The following is a 17,897-nucleotide window of genomic DNA, read 5'->3' on the forward strand; positions in this document are numbered from 1 at the left end:
CGATGAGGCCGTCACAGGCGACAGAGATGTCGACTGACAGACTGCTATCGCGAGCAATCGAGCGTCGACCGGCTGCTCCTACATGGCTCTGCGGTGTTTATCAGGGTTGCGGCGGCTTCTTGAAGACGTAAAACAGATTGGGCTCACTGACCAGGTACATCGTACCCTCGTCATCCATGGCGATCCCTTCCGCTTGCGGCACGGTCTTTTGCAGCCCCTGATGCCCCCTGCTCAGTGACATCGTGCTCAACGGCCGTCCGTCGACATCCAGCTCCAGCACCAGCCTCGACTCATCTGACAGCGCCAGCAAATGCCCGCTGAGCTTGTCGTATTGCAGACTGGACAGATCGCGGACAAACAACCCGGCGTCACGCTTGGGATTGTTCACCACATGCACCGCGTACGACTTTTCAGGGTTGTAATGAGGAAAACCCTGAATCTCATAGATCAGCATCGGGTCGCGCTCCCTTGCGACGAACAGCCGCTTGCCCACCGAGTCGTATGCCAACCCCTCAAAGCCTTTGTTGCCGCTGGTGTGCACGCCGAGGGTCATCTGCTCGGCATCTGCCGCATCGAGGAACACCGTGTTGTCTTCCAGATGAATTTTGATCAGTCGCTGCCCGTGCTCATCGGCAACCACATAGGTGTCGGCGTTAATGAACTCGACAGCTTCCGGATCGCCAAACCCGATCAATGTCACACGTCGAAGGATCCGACCATCGAGGGACAGTTCAATCAACTCAGCATTTTTGTTGGTGACCGTAAACAGGCTTTTACGCACCGGGTCATAGGTCAGCGCAGAGACGTCGGCATCCAGCCCCTCGATGACCCTGGCCTCAAGCGATACCCGGTAATCCGCCAGACCAATGGACCGGGCGTCCGCAGGCTGCCACCACGTCTGCACGTTGAACCAGGCGCGCTCGAACAGTCGATAGTGCTGCCCGGCCAGTACCAGCAGCACCAGAGCGACAAGACTCACAAGCAGGAAGAACGGTTGGGGACGGGCAAGTCGGCGCATTCGGCAAGCTCAAAAACAGGACGGGCGGATGAAATACCACGACTGCATGAATTCAAACTTAATGACCGCAGGCGGCGCCTGCACCTACCGCGTACACCCATGAGTTATCAGGCGTACGCAAAGCCGTAGAAGCTATCGCCTGCGATCTTTTTGCACCCAGGCTCAGACTTCAGCGAACGCTACTGTTGAAGCTACTGACGCCTGGCAATTCCAGCACCAATTCATCACCGACATTCAGCGGGCCGACGCCAACCGGGGTGCCGGTCAGGATCACGTCACCGGCTTGCAGCGAGAAGCAGCCGGCCATGTACTGGATCATCGGCACGATCGGGTTGAGCATGTCGCGACTGTTGCCGTCCTGACGGACTTCGCCATTGATGTTCAGGCGAATACCGATGTCGGTCAGGTCAGCAAAGGTGCTGCTGACGACGAACGGAGCCAGCACGCAAGCGCCGTCGAAGGATTTGGCGACTTCCCACGGCAGACCTTTGGCTTTCAGTTCCGCCTGCTTGTCGCGCAGGGTCAGGTCCAGCGCCGGGGCAAAACCGGAAATCGCGTCGAGTACTTCTTCGCGGCTCGGCCTGGTCGACAGTGGTTTGCCGATCAACACGGCAATTTCGGCCTCGTAGTGCACCGAGCCACGTTCGGTGGGAATCGCAAAGCCGCCTTCCAGCTCGACTATGCAACTGCCCGGCTTGATGAACAGCAACGGCTCGGTAGGCACCGGGTTGTCCAGTTCCTTGGCGTGTTCGGCGTAGTTACGGCCAATGCACACCACTTTCCCGACCGGAAAGTGAATACGAGTACCGTCGACATACTGGTGCTGATAGCTCATTACCGACTCCTGCTTCATTGATTCATCTGGTACTGCTGTTTCAAAGACAGAAAGTCCCGGCCCTGGAAAGTCACAGGGCGAAAATCTTGCCCGGATTCATGATGCCGTTCGGGTCGAACACCGCTTTGACCGCTTTCATGTATTCGATCTCAACCGGCGAGCGGCTGTAGGTCAGGTAGTCGCGCTTGGTCATGCCGACGCCATGTTCGGCGGAAATCGAGCCGTTGTACTTCTCGACGGTTTCGAACACCCACTTGTTGACGGTCGCGCACTTGGTGAAAAACTCGTCCTTGCTCAGGTTTTCAGGCTTCAGGATGTTCAAGTGCAGGTTGCCATCACCGATATGGCCGAACCAGACGATTTCGAAGTCCGGGTAGTGTTCACCGACGATTGCATCAATTTCCTTCAAGAAAGCCGGGACTTTCGACACAGTGACCGAAATGTCGTTCTTGTACGGCGTCCAGTGGGAAATGGTTTCGGAGATGTATTCGCGCAGCTTCCAGAGGTTCTGCAACTGCGACTCGCTCTGGCTCATCACGCCGTCGAGCACCCAGCCCTCTTCGACGCAATGCTCGAAGGTTTCCAGGGCGTGGTTGGCCACTTCTTCGGTGGTCGCTTCGAATTCCAGCAGCGCGTAGAACGGGCAATCGGATTCGAACGGCGCCGGCACGTCGCCGCGCGCCAGGACTTTGGCCAGAGCCTTGTCGGAGAAGAACTCGAAGGCAGTCAGATCGAGCTTGCTCTGGAATGCGTGCAGCACCGGCATGATCGAGTCGAAATCGGTAGTGCCGAGGACCATTGCGGTGAGGTTTTTCGGCGCACGATCCAGACGCATGGTGGCTTCAACCACGAAACCGAGGGTCCCTTCAGCGCCAATGAACAACTGACGCATGTCGTAGCCGGTGGCGTTCTTGATCAGGTCGCGGTTCAGCTCCAGCAGGTCGCCCTTGCCGGTCACGACTTTCATGCCGGCGACCCAGTTACGGGTCATGCCGTAGCGAATCACCTTGATCCCGCCGGCATTGGTGCCGATATTGCCGCCAATCTGACTGGAACCGGCCGAAGCGAAATCCACTGGGTAGTACAGGCCTTTTTCTTCGGCCAGGTTCTGCAACTGCTCGGTGACCACGCCCGGCTGGCAGACCACGGTGCGGTCGGTGCTGTTGAATTCCAGCACCTGGTTCATATAGTCGAACGACACCACCACTTCGCCATTGGCCGCTACCGCAGCAGCAGAAAGCCCGGTACGCCCGCCGGAAGGCACCAGCGCGATTTTGTGCTGATTGGCCCAGCGCACGATGGCCTGGACTTGCTCAGTGGTTTTCGGGAACACGATGGCCGTCGGTGCCGGGGCGAAATGCTTGGTCCAATCCTTGCCGTAAGCATTCAGGGAGTCGGCATCGGTCAGCACCTTGCCAGGCTCAACCAGGGTCTTCAGCTCATCAATCAGGGCAGGATTGGTCATCGGCAGAACTCTCGAACAATTCATGGTCATCCTGAGAACGCTTCACGTCGCAGGAATGAGTGTTTAGCGGGGCGCATATGCTAGCATACCGCCCCCGCAGGATAGTGCCCAAGGCGTTCTGCGGTGACGGCTATAATGCCGCCCAGGTCAGCTCAGGCTGTCCACTTCCCTGCCATTTTTCTCCGGGACACAGGTTTACGCAGATGAGCAAGACTTCCCTCGATAAGAGCAAGATCAAGTTCCTTCTTCTCGAAGGCGTCCACCAATCGGCTGTCGACGTCCTCAAGGCCGCCGGGTACACCAGCATTGAGTACCTCACAGGTTCTCTGCCGGAAGCCCAGCTCAAGGAAAAGATCGCTGATGCTCACTTCATCGGCATTCGCTCCCGTACTCAACTGACCGAAGAGATTTTCGATCACGCGAAGAAACTGGTCGCTGTTGGCTGCTTCTGCATCGGCACCAACCAGGTCGACCTGAACGCTGCTCGCGAACGCGGTATCGCGGTCTTCAACGCACCGTATTCCAACACCCGCTCGGTGGCTGAGCTGGTGCTGGCTGAAGCGATCCTGTTGCTGCGCGGTATTCCTGAGAAAAACGCTTCCTGCCACCGTGGCGGCTGGATCAAAAGCGCGGCCAACTCCTTCGAAATCCGCGGCAAAAAGCTGGGCATCGTCGGTTATGGCTCGATTGGCACCCAGCTGTCGGTCCTGGCTGAAGGCCTGGGCATGCAGGTGTATTTCTACGACACCATCACCAAGCTGCCACTGGGCAACGCGACTCAGGTCGCCAGCCTGACCGAGCTGCTGGGCATGTCCGACATCGTCACCCTGCACGTTCCGGAAACTGCTTCCACCCAGTGGATGATCGGCGAGAAAGAAATTCGCGCGATCAAAAAAGGCGGCATTCTGATCAACGCTGCTCGCGGCACCGTGGTCGAGCTGCAAGCCCTGGCGGACGCGATCAAGGACAAGCACCTGATCGGCGCGGCTATCGACGTATTCCCGGTGGAGCCTCGCTCCAACGACGAAGAGTTCGAAAGCCCGCTGCGCGGCCTGGACAACGTGATCCTGACCCCGCACATCGGCGGCTCCACCGCTGAAGCGCAAGCCAACATTGGCCTGGAAGTGGCTGAGAAGCTGGTCAAGTACAGCGACAACGGTACGTCGGTGTCCTCGGTCAACTTCCCGGAAGTGGCGCTGCCGGCTCACCCTGGCAAACACCGTTTGCTGCACATCCACGAGAACATTCCGGGTGTGATGAGCGAGATCAACAAGGTCTTCGCCGAAAACGGTATCAACATCTCCGGTCAGTTCCTGCAGACCAACGAGAAAGTCGGCTACGTCGTCATCGACGTCGACGCCGAGTACTCGGACCTGGCGCAAGAGAAGCTGCAACACATCAAAGGCACCATCCGTTGCCGCGTGTTGTTCTAAGCCTGGAGCACCAACGAAAAAAGGAGACCCTCGGGTCTCCTTTTTTATGCCTGCGATACGCTTATTTCACAGTGACGGTGATTTTCTTCGAGAGAATCGGCGGATCGAACGGCACGTGATTCTTGTCGCCCAGCTCCATCTGCAAGGTGTGCTTGCCCGGGGCCAGTTTGATGTCAGTTTCGGTTTGCGCCATGCCGAAGTGCATGTGGTTAGCGTCCTTCGGGATCGGCGCAGTTTCGGCCGGCAGCTTGTCGACGTCGATCAGCAGATGGTGGTGACCGGTGTTTTTGGTCGGGTCACCCGCTGGCGCCAGCGCCACGCCCTCGACGCCAAATCTGACCTTGAAGCTCTCACCCACCGTGGCGCCGTCCGCCGGAGAGACGATGCTCACCGTCGCGCCCTTGGGAGCCGGAGTGCGCGCGATACTATCCGCAGCGCTCGCCAGCATCGAAGCACCCAGCAACAGGCTGGCCAAAGCAGCACGAGACATAAACGTTTTCATTCTGTTCTCCAGTTTTTCTGCGAAATCTGTACGGTTAAGACAACTTCGTCGTAATTCGTTGTCGAAGGCACTCATCACCATAGCAAAGCGCGCCAGAACCCGCGTACAGCACATTAGAATTCAAAGGAGTGACCATGCGTTTTTTGCCTGGCCTGTTACTTTTACTGCCCCTTGTGAGCACTTACGCTCAAGCCGAATTGATCGACGATGTAAACGACCGTGGCGAGCTGCGCATCGCCCTGCAAGCCAACACACCACCGTTTAACTTCAAGGATGACGGCAAACTCACCGGCTTCGAGGTCGAGTTGGGCCAAATGCTCGCCAGTGAGCTGGACGTGCGCACGGACTTCGTCATCACGGACTCGGCTGACTTGCTACAAGGCGTCGAGAGCGGCAAGTACGATGTGGCCATCAACCACATAGCAGTGACCCCCGAACTCAAGGGGCGCTTCGACTTCAGTGAACCCTATAGTTATTCCAATGCGCAGTTGATCGTGCGTCAGGAAGAGCCCCGACCGCTGGGCACACTGCAAGCACTCAACGGTCGGGCGCTGGGGGTGGCGCAAAGCAGCCAATTCGCCGAGCCGACTCGCACGGTCGAAGGCATCGATCTGCGCAGCACCCCCAATACGCAGCAACAGCTCAAAGACGTAGCGGACAAGCAAATCGATGCGGCCATCAGTGACCGCTTGCCGGTCCCTTACGCCGTTCGTGACAGCCACTTGCCCGCTCAGGAAGGCGCCAATGCTGGCCCGACGTTGAGCCTGGTGATCCCGTTTCAGAAAGGCAATCCGGCGTTTCAGGCCAGTATCGACAACGCGCTGCAACGCATCAAAGCCGATGGTCGGTTGATGGCACTCTCGGAAAAATGGTTTGGAACGGATGCGAGCAAGCCACCGAAGCCTTGATAGTTGGAATGAGGAATTTGTTACACCGAAGATCTAATGTGGGAAGGGCCGGGCGACGTTCGCTTGCTCGCGATAAGGCCATCACATTCAAAAGTGATGTCGACTGCCAGTCCGCTATCGCGAGCAAGCGAACGTCGCCCGGCCCTTCCCACACTAGATCTGCGTAGTTTTGTAAATCCAGGCAAGTTCAGTCCAGTGCCGCCAACGCCGCCAACGCTTCCGGCAACTCCAGCTCACTGAAAACCTGGACCCCATTGCGTTTCAACAACGCCGCGGTAACACCTTCCCCGCTGACTTTGACCCCACTGAAAGTGCCGTCATAGGTCTGCAGGTTGCCGCAGGACGGGCTGTTGGCCTTGAGCACCGCAATCCGGATGCCGTATTGTTCGACCAACGCCAGGGCCTGTCGCGCACCGGATAGAAACTCGGCACTGACGTCCTCTCCCTCAGCGGTCAGCACCCGCGCGCTGCCATCCAGCACTTCGACACCTTGCCCACCGAGAATCTCGGCTGCAGGCCGCGGCGTCGGTAAACCACCGGCCACTTCCGGGCACAGCGCCACCACCCGACCTTCGGCCATCCAGCTCGCCAATTGATCGAACGGCCCGCCAGCCCCGCCGTCGTAACGCACACGGTGTCCCAGCAGACAGCGGCTCACCAGAATTTTTTGCATGATCAAAACGGCTCATTGCCGCGACGACGAAACCACCCCGTCAACGACAGGCGATCTCGAGTGGCGGGCAGGACTTCATGGGGTACTTCGCCGGAGAGGAATACCACCAGGCAACCACCCGTGGGCACCACGTCATATTCAACCCCCTCGCCCAGATACATCCGCAGCTGTCCGCCATGCTCGGGCAACCAGGCCTGATTGAGATAAATCACGGCGGACACCATGCGCCGGTCATCATCGCGAAAGCGGTCGACATGCTTGAGGTAAAACGCACCCGGCGGGTACAGCGCGAAATGGCTTTCGAAATCTTCCAGCCCCAGGAACAACCCACGGTTCATGGCGACCCGAAGGCTCTCCATCAACCCCAGGTAGCTGTCGCAAGACTCAACCTGGCCGGGTTCGAGCCACTGAATATGGTCACCTCGAATACCCTCGCGAATTTCCTGGAAGGAGCCCCGGCCCACTGCGGCCGGAGCCAATCCGCCCTCGGCGGCGCGTTTGCGACACTCATCTGCCAGTTCCAGGGTCAGCCCCTCGGGCAGGAAAATATTTTGCTGCGACCAGCCGCGTGCAGCCAGGTCGTCGACGATACGTAACAGCAGCGGATGATCGGAGGGTATTTGCATGCCGAGCATAGTATCCATACGCCTGTAAATCCGACAGAGCCGCAGAGCGCACTGATACGAATTCTCGACAAGACGAGACCTCACACGGAGAATAGTGGCCTGCTGACAGGAGCCCTTATGCGTCGCTTGCTTTTTCCCCTGCTAATGCTCTGCATTTTGCCCGCTTGGGCAGACGGCCTCGACCAGTTGTACAAGGTCGCCGGTTGGCCAGAACAACGCGCGCATTTTAATGACGCCCTCACCGCCGCCCAGCAACGCTACAAAAACAGCCTGCCGCCTGCGGTGTTCCAGGCGCTGGTTAACAACAGCAATCAGCGCTTTGCGCCACAGGCGATGGATCATCGAGCCCAGGCGCAGTTGCGGCAGAAACTCGCCGACCCGAAACCTGCTCTGGCATTTTTCCAGTCACCGCTGGGGCGCAAGATTGTCGCCGCTGAACTGCAGGCGACCCGCCGCGATCAGCTGGCAAAAAATGCCCAGGGCTTGCCGAAGATCCAGGCCAGCGACACCCGTCAATTGATCATCGGCCATTTGGCGCAAGCACTGCCTGCCCGCGAGGCCGGTGCCGAAGTCAGTCTGGCGATCGCCGGGGTTGCCGCCGACAGCCTGAGCCAGATGATTCCCGGCCTGCTCGGTGGTGGTCAGGCGCAAGGGATGTTGAACGGTCAGCGCCAGCGGCTGATGGAGCAAATCGGTAACGACCTGAACAACACCTTGCTCTACGTCTACCGCGACCTGTCTGATCCGGAACTGGAAGAATTCGCCACGTTTGCCGAGTCCTCTGAAGGCAAGGCTTATTACCAGGCGGCGTTGGCGGCGATTCGGGCGGGATTGGCGGTGGGGCAAAGCACCTCGAGCCTTAGCCAGTAAGCTTCGGTGCCTGGAAGATCGCCATCGTCGGAACGCCGCCCGGAGCAAGCTCGCTCCCACACTGGATCTGTGAACGACATCAAACCAATGTGGGAGCGAGCCTGCTCGCGATGGCGGCATAACGGTCGCTAGAGATTTCTCCCCTTCATTCGCTTGGTCAAAAACCCGAAATACTCCTGGCGCAACGCCTGGGTTTCATTCGCCAGATGATGGCGGGCCTCGGGCAGTTTCAACACCTGTGGCCGGTCGAATTTGCCCCCCAGCACTTCAAGGTTGTGTTCCCAATCCACCGTCATGTCCGCTTGCCCCTGGATGATCAGTGGCCGACGACTGCTGCGCGGTGCCGCTTCGATACGCTTGATCCAGCGCGCCAGTGCCCCGACCCAGGCGGTCGGCAAGCGCAGCGGTTGTAGCGGATCGGCTTGCAGGAAGGGCAAGAACGCCGGGTCATTGGTGTTCTCGCTGAAACGCCGGGCGATGCCTTTGACGAAAGGCTTCATCAGGTAATAACTCAAGTGCGACCAGCCCCAGGAGCGCGGCCGAACCAGCGGCGAAAGCAGCACCACCTGCCCTTGCGCCGGGCTGTCTGCGCCTTCGTTCAGCACATGGTCGATCACAATCGCGCCGCCCGTACTCTGCCCGCACAGGTGCCACGGTTGCGGCAGGTCCAGAGAGCGTGCCTCATCGAACAACCCTTGCAGCGCCGCCTGATACTCGGCGAAATCCTTGATGTTGGCGCGCTCACCGCTGGACAGTCCATGCCCCGGCAAATCACAGGCAATCACCACGAACCCCTGATCCAGCGCCCAGTCGATCACGTGCCGATAAAGGCCCATGTGATCGTAGAAACCGTGGAACACGAACATCGTCGCCACCGCCCGTAGTGGCCACCAGACCTGACTGACCAACTGATAGCCACCGACGTTGAAACTGCCGAGACCGCATTTGACTGGCCTGCTGCGCTGCGGGAAATCCAGCCCATAAAAATGCTGATAGGCCTGCGCCTCCTCCGACAGCGGCTGCGCCTCGGCCAAGGGCCGCAGGCTGGCACGCAGATGATCGGGGTTGAAGGTGGCAGGCATGACGAATTTCCAGGTAAAGCGCGGAGCGCGAAACAGACTTTATGGCCCTGCGATATTCATCTGTCGCGGCAAGCATGGCAAGCTACGTGACCTTCGAGGATTGATCCGTATGCGTCTGCCCTACCGCACGACACTGCTTGCCAGCCTGCTCGCCCTTGTGTGTGCCGGCGTGTTGTGGGCCGCTTATGACTGGTTTCAGGGACGTTACCTGCGTGCATTCAACGAACACGCCGCGGTGTTTTCCGGCGACCCTCTGAGCCTGCCTCCGGAACTTGCCGGCCCTGGATCGATCCGTCTGGTGCACTTCTGGGACCCGGCCTGCCCGTGCAACGTCGGCAACCAGCAGCACCTGGCCGAACTGATCGAGCATTACGCGCCACAAGGCGTGGAGTTCTATTCGGTGCAAAAGCCTGGTAGCCACGGCCAGTTGCCTGGCACCCTGAGCAACCTGAAAACCCTGTCGGTCCTGCCCGGCTCCGGGCAGATACCGGCAAGCCCGGCCGTAGCGATCTGGGATCGCAATGGCAAACTTGCGTATTTCGGGCCCTACAGCGAAGGGTTGACCTGTAATTCCAACAACAGCTTTATCGAGCCGATGCTACAGGCGCTCAGTAACGGACGCCCGGTCAGCGCCACTCACACCCTGGCGGTGGGCTGTTATTGTCCGTGGCCCGGTAGCCTGACTAACTAAGGCATTCCTGACTTTTCAAGGACAACGCTGCACAGCACCGAAGGCCTGTGCTAATTGTTTGCGAGCGTCAGTGACGGCAACCCGAAAAAGAACCAGGAGTTTCAATGAAACGCAGTCTGTCCTTACTTGCCATCCTGATCGTCGCACTCGCCGTCGGTGGGGGCTGGTACGTGTACAGCAAACAACCATCGCGCCAGGGAATGGTGGAGCTGGAGGGTCTGCAAGACTCGGTCACGGTGCGTTATGACGAACGCGGTGTACCGCATATTCGCGCCGGGAACGAAGCCGACCTCTATCGCGCCCTCGGTTATGTGCACGCTCAAGACCGGTTGTTCCAGATGGAAATCATGCGCCGCCTGGCTCGAGGCGAGCTCGCCGAAGTGCTCGGTCCCAAGCTGATCGATACCGACAAACTGTTCCGCAGCCTGCGCATTCGCGAGCGCTCCGAGACTTACGCGGCCAGCCTTGACCGCCAATCACCGACCTGGAAAGCCCTGCAAGCCTATCTGGACGGGATCAACCAATATCAGAACACCCACGCCCAACCGATGGAGTTCGACGTACTGGGCATCCACAAACGCGCGTTCACCGCTGAAGACACCATCAGTGTCGCCGGTTACATGGCCTATAGCTTTGCTGCAGCCTTTCGCACCGAGCCCCTGCTGACCTATATACGCGATGAACTGGGTAGCAATTACCTGAAAATCTTCGATCTCGACTGGCAGCCTAAAGGCGTGTTGGCCAAAGGCCCGGCGCGTACCTCGCCGGCCCTCGTCGCCATTGACTGGAAAGACCTTAACGCGATCGCCCGACTGAGCGAAGAGGCGCTGGCCGACAACGGCCTGCCGCAGTTCGAAGGGAGCAACGCCTGGGTGGTTTCCGGTAACCGGACCAAGAGCGGCAAACCGCTGCTGGCCGGCGATCCGCACATTCGCTTCTCCGTGCCTTCGGTGTGGTACGAAGCACAATTGTCGATGCCGGGTTTTGAGCTGTACGGTCATCACCAGGCACTGGTGCCCTTCGCCTTCCTCGGCCACAACCTCGACTTCGGCTGGAGCCTGACCATGTTCCAGAACGACGATCTCGATCTGATCGCCGAGAAGGTCAACCCGGATAACCCTAATCAGGTCTGGTACCGCGACAAATGGGTGGAGCTGGTCAGCACGCAGCAGCAGATCGCAGTGAAGGGCCAGGCGCCGGTCACGCTGGTTCTGCGCCAATCGCCCCACGGGCCGATCATCAATGATGTGCTCGGCGCTGGCGCCGGCAAGGCGCCGATTGCCATGTGGTGGGGGTTCCTCGAAACCCAAAACCCGATTCTCGAAGGTTTCTACCAGCTCAACCGCGCGGACACCCTGGCCAAGGCCCGCAACGCCGCAGCCAAGGTGCACGCTCCTGGCTTGAATCTGGTGTGGGCCAATGCCAAGGGCGATATCGGTTGGTGGGCCGCAGCGCAACTGCCCAAACGCCCGGCCGGGGTCAAACCGCTTTTTATCCTCGACGGCAGCACCAATCAGGCAGACAAGGATGGTTTCTATCCATTCAGCGCCAACCCTCAGGAGGAGAACCCGGCGCGCGGTTACATCGTTTCGGCCAACTTCCAGCCACTCTCGCCAACCGGAATGGAAATCCCCGGCTATTACAACCTGGCGGATCGCGGCCAGCAGCTGAACAAGCAGCTAAGCGATGCGAACGTCAAATGGGACCTAGATAACAGCCAGAAGCTGCAACTGGGCACCACCACCGGCTATGGCCCTCGCCTGTTGGCTCCGCTGTTGCCAGTGCTGCGTGAGGTGGTGAAAGACTCCACGGAACTCAAACTGGTGGCGCAACTGGCGCAATGGAAAGGCGACTACCCGCTGAACTCCACCAGCGCCACGCTGTTCAACCAGTTTCTATTCAACCTGACCGACGCCGTGTTCCACGATGAACTCGGCGATGGGTTCTTTGACACATTGCTCTCCACCCGGGTAATCGATGCCGCGTTGCCGCGTCTGGCGGCGTCGCCCGATTCGCCGTGGTGGGACAACCGCAACACCATCGGCAAGGAAACCCGCGCCGACATCGTCAAAGCTGCATGGCAGGCCAGCATTGCCCATCTCAAAGCCACCCTCGGCGAAGACCCGGCGCAATGGCAGTGGGGCACGGCCCACACCCTGACTCACGGACATCCGCTAGGCATGCAAAAGCCGCTGGATCAAATCTTCAACGTCGGCCCGTTCGAAGCCCCCGGCACTCACGAAGTGCCGAACAACCTCTCGGCCAGGATCGGCCCTGCGCCGTGGCCGGTGACCTACGGACCCTCGACCCGACGCATCATCGACTTCGCCGACCCGGCACACAGCCTGACCATCAACCCGGTGGGGCAAAGCGGCGTACTGTTCGACAAGCACTATGACGACCAGGCCGAGGCGTATATCGAAGGGATATACCAGCAGGCGTATTTCAACGACGAGGAGGTGACGGCCAATACCCGCAGTACCTTGAAGCTGTTGCCGGCTCGGGTGGCTCAGTAGTTGGGGAAATCCAGGTATTCGGTCGAGATCTAAATCTCCTTACGCAACCGCCCAGGCGCTTCGCCATAGGTCTCTTTGAACTTCTTGCTGAATGCCGCCCGGGATTGGTAACCCGACTGGGCGGCGATATCACTCAGGCCCAAACGTGACTGGCTCAGCAGATTAAAGGCCAGCTCCATCCGTGCCTGCGTCAGCAGCACCCACGGTGATACGCCGGCCACGCGGACCGAACCGAACAGGAGCGAGTTCCCTCGCCACAATCGAGAACGCTCGACAATCTCAAACCATCGCCGAAAAATTCACTCGAAACTGCTGCGGCGTCACTCCAAGCCTGCGGTTGAAAACACTGCGCATGTGCTGCGCATCGCGAAACCCGCATTGGTAAGCAACGGTTTTGAGCGGTGCGCTTCCGCTTTCCAGCATCACTCGTGCCGCGTCCACCCTCGCCCGCTCGACGAATTCTGCCGGGGTGATTTTTGCGTCCCTGGCAAACACCCGGGAGAAATTGCGCGCGCTCATGTTGGCAGCTTTGGCCAGGTCGGCAATGGTCAAGCCCCCAGTCAGATTGGCCAACACGTAGTGCTGGACCAACGCCACCGGCGAGCTCGCCTCGGCATGGGGCGTCAGGAACGGGCTGAACTGCGATTGCCCGCCTGAGCGCTGAGTGAACACCACCAATCGCTTAGCCACGCTCAACGCGAGTTCCGGGCCGTAGTCCCTGGCCAGCAGGTACAACGACAAATCGATCCCTGCCGTCACTCCCGCCGATGTGTAGAGCTGACCGTCCTGCACGTAGAGCCGATCGGCCTCGACTTGAGTCAATGGGCACAGCGTCGCTAGCGCAACGGCATCGTTCCAGTGGGTGGTGACGGTTCTCCCGTCGAGCAATCCTGCGCGGGCAAGCATGAACGCGCCATTACAGATCGAGCCGAAGCGATTCGCACGAACACTCGCTTCGCGCAGCCAAGTATGAAACCGCGCACCGAAATCCTGATACGGCAACTGTGGACCGCCAGCGACCAGCAGCAAGTCATAGGCCTGCAGCGCTTCGCTGAAATGTCGATGAGCCTGCAGCGCCAAACCATTTGAACAGGGCATCACGCCGCGCTCCACGCCAATCACCTCCAACCGGTAGTGGTCTTCGGGCGCAAGAAAGCGGTTGGCTTCGGAAAACACATCCATGGGCCCCGTGACATCCAGGGACTGAACCCCGGAAAAAATCACGATGGCAACGTTTCTGCTCATGGGATGAATCACCTTCTATGGCTTTCAGGAATCGTGGGGGCAGCCGACCAACCCTAGCGAAACACCGGCCAAGAAGCGAGTTGGCACGATATGCGCGCTGATTGGCCGGGATCGCAGCTTCATGTCGATTGTTCGTCCCAGGACGCGGGAACAGACTGGATTCATCAGCGCCGCCAGGCGTTCCTCACAAGGCAACTTCCATGAGCACCACCCCCCTCAGCAGCACTATCGCCGGTATCAAAATCCCCGACAGCGCCCTTGCCAAGGCGACGACGCAATACATCCGCGATCTGGAATCAGATTTGCTGTATCACCACTCGCGCCGAGTGTTTCTGTTTGGCGCCTTGAGCGGTGAGCGTCAGCAACTGGCCTACGACCCGGAGCTGTTGTACGTTGGCGCGATGTTCCATGATCTGGGTCTGGTGGAAGGCCATCGCAGCGATGACGAACGCTTCGAAGTGGATGGCGCGAATGCGGCCAAAGCCTTTCTCAAGCCTTACGGGCTGAGCGATGACGATATCGAGCAAGTCTGGCTGTCCATAGCCCTGCATACGACTCCGGGTGTGCCCAAACATCTGCGTCCGACCGTGGCGCTGGTGACCGCCGGGGTGGAAATGGATGTGCTGGGGATGGATTACACAGCGTTTTCCACCGAGCAACGTGAGGCCGTGGTGCATGCACATCCACGAGGTGAAGGGTTCAAAGAGTGCATCATCTGCGCATTTGCCGATGGCTTGCGTCATCGCCCACAGACTACCTTCGGGAATGTGAAGACTGATGTGTTAGTGGATCAGGACCCGGGGTTCAAACCGATGAACTTCGTCGAAGTCATCCGCAAATCGCCCTGGGTAGCGTGACCCACTGTAGGAGCGAGCTTGCTCGCGATAGCATCACCTCGATTTACAGTCGAACCGAGTTGGTCGAATACGACCCCGGTGCATCGCGAGCAAGCTCGCTCCTACAGTGGATCCGGGCTGACCACATATCTGTGGTCAACCGAAAATCCTCTAAGAGCGGGGCTGCCCGCGAAGCTTTTGAGGCTTAAGCCGCTTCCGGCGTCTGGGCGCGGCGTATGTCCGGTTGTTTCCACGAATCGGCAGCGCTTTCATCGATCGCTAGCTGAATGGCACGTTTGCGGATTTCTTCAGCGCGGCGGCTGAAGAACCAGACCAGGAAGGTCACCAGCGACACCACCAGCAGAATCAGACTGGCCACGGCGTTGATCTCGGGTTTCACGCCCAGACGCACTGCCGAGAAGACTTCCATCGGCAAGGTCGTCGAACCCGGACCCGACACGAAGCTGGCCAGCACCAGGTCGTCCAGCGACAGGGCGAAGGACATCATGCCGCCTGCCCCCAGCGATGGCGCGATCATCGGGATGGTGATCAGGAAGAACACCTTCCACGGCCGCGCACCAAGGTCCATGGCCGCTTCTTCGATGGACAGGTCCAGCTCACGCAAGCGTGCCGAGACCACCACCGCCACATAGGCCGCACAGAACGTCGTGTGAGCGATCCAGATGGTGACAAGGCCACGCTCTTGCGGCCAGCCGATCATCTGCGCCATAGCCACGAACAGCAGCAACAGCGACAGACCGGTGATCACTTCGGGCATCACCAGGGGCGCGGTCACCAGGCCACCGAACAGCGTGCGTCCCTTGAAGCGGGTCACGCGGGTCAGCACGAAGGCCGCCAGGGTACCCAGCACCACCGCCGCAATGGCGGTGTAGCAGGCGATTTCCAGCGAGCGCACCACCGAGCCCATCAGCTGGGTGTTGTCCAGCAGGCCGACATACCACTTCACCGACCATCCGCCCCACACGGTCACCAGCTTGGAGGCGTTGAACGAGTAGATCACCAGAATCAGCATCGGCGCGTAGATGAACACCAGCCCCAATATCAGCATCAGGCTTGAAAAACCGAAGCGCTTCATTCTTTGCCCTCCATTTCTTTAGCCTGACTACGGTTGAAGAGGATGATCGGCACAATCAGGATCGCCAGCATCACCACGGCCAGGGCGGACGCCACCGGCCAGTCACGGTTGTTGAAGAACTCCTGCCAGAGCACTTTACCGATCATCAGGGTTTCCGGCCCACCGAGCAGTTCCGGGATCACGAATTCACCCACCACCGGGATGAACACCAGCATGCAGCCGGCGATGATGCCGTTTTTCGACAGCGGCACGGTGATTTTCCAGAAACTGTTGAAGGTGCTCGAGCCCAGGTCCGACGCGGCCTCCAGCAGACTGTTGTCGTGCTTCACCAGGTTGGCATAGAGCGGCAGGATCATGAACGGCAGGTAGGAATAAACCACGCCGATATAGACCGCCAGGTTAGTGTTGAGGATCTGCAGCGGCTCGTTGATCCAGCCCATCGACATCAGGAAACCATTGAGCAGGCCGTTGTTGCTGAGGATGCCCATCCACGCGTAAACGCGGATCAGAATCGCCGTCCAGGTCGGCATCATGATCAGCAGGATCAGCACGGTCTGCATTTCCTTGCGGGCGCTGGCGATGGCATAGGCCATCGGATAACCGATCAGCAGGCAGAGGATGGTGCTGAAAAATGCCATCTTCAGCGAGCCGAGGTACGCGGCGATGTACAACTCATCGTCGCCCAGCAGCGCGTAGTTACCGAGGTTGAGCAGCAGTTGCACCTTGTGTTCGACGTAGCTGTAGATCTCGGTGTACGGCGGAATGGCCACGTCGGCCTCTGCGAAGCTGATCTTCATGACGATGAAGAACGGCAACATGAAGAACATGAACAGCCAGAGGAACGGTATCCCGATGACCAATTGACGGCCACCGGGGGTTATTCGTTGTAGCTGGCGCTTGAGTCTTTTCATGTTCATGAGCGCAGTACCACGCCACTGTCGTCTTCCCACCAGACGTAGACCTGGTCACCCCAGGTCGGCCGTGCGCCACGGCGTTCGGCGTTGGCCACGAACGACTGGACCAGTTTTCCGTTTGGCAATTCGACGTAGAACACCGAGTGACCACCCAGGTAGGCGATGTCATGCACTTTGCCGCTCGACCAGTTGTATTCGCAGGTCGGCATCTCGGAGGTGACCAGCAGTTTCTCCGGGCGAATCGCGTAAGTGATGGACTTGTCCTGAACCGAGGTGCTGACGCCGTGACCCACGTAAATATTGCGATCCAGGTCCTTGCAGGTAATGAGTGCATGGCCCTCGGCGTCGTCCACCACCTCACCTTCGAAAATATTGACGTTACCGATGAATTCGCAGACCAGACGGCTGGTCGGGGTTTCGTAGATGTCGATCGGGCTGCCGATCTGGGCGATCCAGCCCAGGTGCATGATCGCAATGCGTTCAGCCATGGTCATGGCTTCTTCCTGGTCGTGGGTCACCATTATGCAGGTCACGCCGACCCGCTCGATGATCTCTACCAGTTCCAGTTGCATTTGCGAGCGTAGCTTCTTGTCCAGCGCACCCATCGGTTCATCGAGCAGCAACAGCTTCGGCCGCTTGGCCAGAGAGCGCGCCAACGCCACTCGCTGACGCTGGCCACCGGACAGCTGATGCGGCTTGCGCTTGGCATACTGGCTCATCTGTACCAGCTTGAGCATTTCGGCCACGCGGGCGTCGACTTCAGCCGTCGGAATCTTGTCCTGCTTGAGACCGAAGGCGATGTTCTGCGCCACTGTCATGTGCGGGAACAAGGCATAGGACTGAAACATCATGTTGATCGGCCGCTCGTACGGCGGCATGTCGGTGATATCCACACCATCGAGAAAAATGCGCCCCTCCGTTGGCCGCTCGAAACCTGCCAGCATCCGCAGCAGGGTGGATTTGCCCGATCCCGAGCCGCCGAGCAAAGCGAAAATTTCGCCTTTCTTGATTTCCAGGGACACATCGTCCACCGCAATCGTCTCGTCGAACTTCTTCGTGACCCGGTCGATTTTGACCAACACCTGTTTAGGTAATTGGTCGCCCTCGAGGGCTTTCTTATAGGCGCCGGAGGCAACAGCCATTTACGAAACTCCCAACAAAATTTGCAGTTCACCCAATACAGGCAA

General features: G+C 59.0%; 17 protein-coding genes and 1 pseudogene. 6 read left to right on the plus strand and 12 right to left on the minus strand.

What is annotated here, in order from left to right:
- Positions 1-100: 100 nt before the first annotated feature.
- The 3 genes from AC07VR_RS02385 to AC07VR_RS02395 form a co-directional block, all read right to left on the minus strand.
- A complete protein-coding gene (locus AC07VR_RS02385) occupies positions 101-1,018 on the minus strand; it encodes an SdiA-regulated domain-containing protein (protein WP_495010378.1) in 918 nt (305 codons plus the stop codon).
- A gap of 169 nt (positions 1,019-1,187) precedes the next feature.
- The gene (locus AC07VR_RS02390; protein WP_495010379.1) at positions 1,188-1,853 is read right to left on the minus strand and encodes a fumarylacetoacetate hydrolase family protein; all 666 of its coding nucleotides are present in this window, start codon (positions 1,851-1,853) and stop codon (positions 1,188-1,190) included.
- Between the two features lie 70 nt (positions 1,854-1,923).
- On the minus strand, positions 1,924-3,318 hold the full coding sequence (locus AC07VR_RS02395) for an FAD-binding oxidoreductase (RefSeq protein ID WP_494990768.1): 1,395 nt from the start codon (positions 3,316-3,318) through the stop codon (positions 1,924-1,926).
- 203 nt (positions 3,319-3,521) lie between these two features.
- On the opposite strand from AC07VR_RS02395, the gene serA reads away from it, so the two are divergent.
- Positions 3,522-4,751: a phosphoglycerate dehydrogenase gene (gene serA / locus AC07VR_RS02400; RefSeq protein ID WP_494990769.1), complete on the plus strand. Its 1,230-nt coding sequence runs from the start codon at positions 3,522-3,524 to the stop codon at positions 4,749-4,751.
- Positions 4,752-4,812: 61 nt separating this feature from the next.
- On the opposite strand, the gene AC07VR_RS02405 is transcribed toward serA, so the two are convergent.
- A complete protein-coding gene (locus tag AC07VR_RS02405) occupies positions 4,813-5,253 on the minus strand; it encodes a DUF4399 domain-containing protein (protein WP_494990770.1) in 441 nt (146 codons plus the stop codon).
- A 134-nt stretch (positions 5,254-5,387) separates the two neighbouring features.
- Here AC07VR_RS02405 and AC07VR_RS02410 point away from each other — a divergent pair, with 134 nt between their 5' ends.
- Complete coding sequence (locus AC07VR_RS02410; RefSeq protein ID WP_495010380.1) at positions 5,388-6,161, plus strand: transporter substrate-binding domain-containing protein; 774 nt, start codon at positions 5,388-5,390, stop codon at positions 6,159-6,161.
- A 187-nt stretch (positions 6,162-6,348) separates the two neighbouring features.
- Here the strand turns inward: AC07VR_RS02410 and AC07VR_RS02415 are convergent, their stop codons facing one another.
- Positions 6,349-6,834 carry a 2-thiouracil desulfurase family protein gene (locus AC07VR_RS02415; RefSeq protein WP_495010381.1) on the minus strand — a complete coding sequence of 162 codons (486 nt, stop codon included), beginning with the start codon at positions 6,832-6,834 and terminating at the stop codon, positions 6,349-6,351.
- Between the two features lie 2 nt (positions 6,835-6,836).
- Positions 6,837-7,469 carry a 2OG-Fe(II) oxygenase gene (locus tag AC07VR_RS02420; RefSeq protein WP_495010565.1) on the minus strand — a complete coding sequence of 211 codons (633 nt, stop codon included), beginning with the start codon at positions 7,467-7,469 and terminating at the stop codon, positions 6,837-6,839.
- Between the two features lie 108 nt (positions 7,470-7,577).
- Between AC07VR_RS02420 and AC07VR_RS02425 the strand changes: the two genes are divergently transcribed.
- Positions 7,578-8,330, plus strand: coding sequence for a DUF2059 domain-containing protein (locus tag AC07VR_RS02425; protein WP_495010382.1), 753 nt, complete (start codon positions 7,578-7,580; stop codon positions 8,328-8,330).
- 128 nt (positions 8,331-8,458) lie between these two features.
- Here AC07VR_RS02425 and bipL read toward each other — a convergent pair whose 3' ends face one another.
- Positions 8,459-9,412 (minus strand): phospholipase BipL, encoded by a 954-nt coding sequence (bipL, locus tag AC07VR_RS02430; protein ID WP_495010383.1) that lies wholly within the window; start codon positions 9,410-9,412, stop codon positions 8,459-8,461.
- Between the two features lie 109 nt (positions 9,413-9,521).
- On the opposite strand from bipL, the gene AC07VR_RS02435 reads away from it, so the two are divergent.
- Both AC07VR_RS02435 and AC07VR_RS02440 read left to right on the plus strand, forming a co-directional pair.
- Entirely contained in the window at positions 9,522-10,103 is a 582-nt protein-coding gene (locus tag AC07VR_RS02435; protein WP_494990775.1) for a DUF6436 domain-containing protein, read from the plus strand.
- 104 nt (positions 10,104-10,207) lie between these two features.
- Positions 10,208-12,619 carry a penicillin acylase family protein gene (locus AC07VR_RS02440; protein WP_495010384.1) on the plus strand — a complete coding sequence of 804 codons (2,412 nt, stop codon included), beginning with the start codon at positions 10,208-10,210 and terminating at the stop codon, positions 12,617-12,619.
- A gap of 29 nt (positions 12,620-12,648) precedes the next feature.
- Here the strand turns inward: AC07VR_RS02440 and AC07VR_RS02445 are convergent.
- Both AC07VR_RS02445 and AC07VR_RS02450 read right to left on the minus strand, forming a co-directional pair.
- Positions 12,649-12,846: pseudogene (locus AC07VR_RS02445) on the minus strand (helix-turn-helix domain-containing protein); the annotation flags it as partial.
- A gap of 52 nt (positions 12,847-12,898) precedes the next feature.
- On the minus strand, positions 12,899-13,864 hold the full coding sequence (locus AC07VR_RS02450) for a GlxA family transcriptional regulator (protein ID WP_495010385.1): 966 nt from the start codon (positions 13,862-13,864) through the stop codon (positions 12,899-12,901).
- A 200-nt stretch (positions 13,865-14,064) separates the two neighbouring features.
- On the opposite strand from AC07VR_RS02450, the gene AC07VR_RS02455 reads away from it, so the two are divergent.
- The gene (locus AC07VR_RS02455; protein ID WP_494990778.1) at positions 14,065-14,721 is read left to right on the plus strand and encodes an HD domain-containing protein; all 657 of its coding nucleotides are present in this window, start codon (positions 14,065-14,067) and stop codon (positions 14,719-14,721) included.
- A gap of 184 nt (positions 14,722-14,905) precedes the next feature.
- Here the strand turns inward: AC07VR_RS02455 and AC07VR_RS02460 are convergent, their stop codons facing one another.
- The 3 genes from AC07VR_RS02460 to AC07VR_RS02470 are packed head-to-tail and all read right to left on the minus strand — an operon-like array spanning position 14,906 to position 17,852.
- Complete coding sequence (locus AC07VR_RS02460) at positions 14,906-15,796, minus strand: ABC transporter permease subunit (RefSeq protein ID WP_494990779.1); 891 nt, start codon at positions 15,794-15,796, stop codon at positions 14,906-14,908.
- Entirely contained in the window at positions 15,793-16,713 is a 921-nt protein-coding gene (locus tag AC07VR_RS02465; RefSeq protein ID WP_494990780.1) for an ABC transporter permease subunit, read from the minus strand. Before AC07VR_RS02465 ends, AC07VR_RS02460 begins: the two co-directional genes overlap by 4 nt.
- Positions 16,710-17,852, minus strand: a complete 1,143-nt coding sequence (locus AC07VR_RS02470; RefSeq protein WP_494990781.1) for an ABC transporter ATP-binding protein — start codon at positions 17,850-17,852, stop codon at positions 16,710-16,712. The genes AC07VR_RS02465 and AC07VR_RS02470 overlap by 4 nt, the downstream gene beginning before the upstream one ends.
- Positions 17,853-17,897 lie beyond the last annotated feature (45 nt).

This window comes from Pseudomonas sp. GW821-FHT02H09, assembly GCF_059421425.1.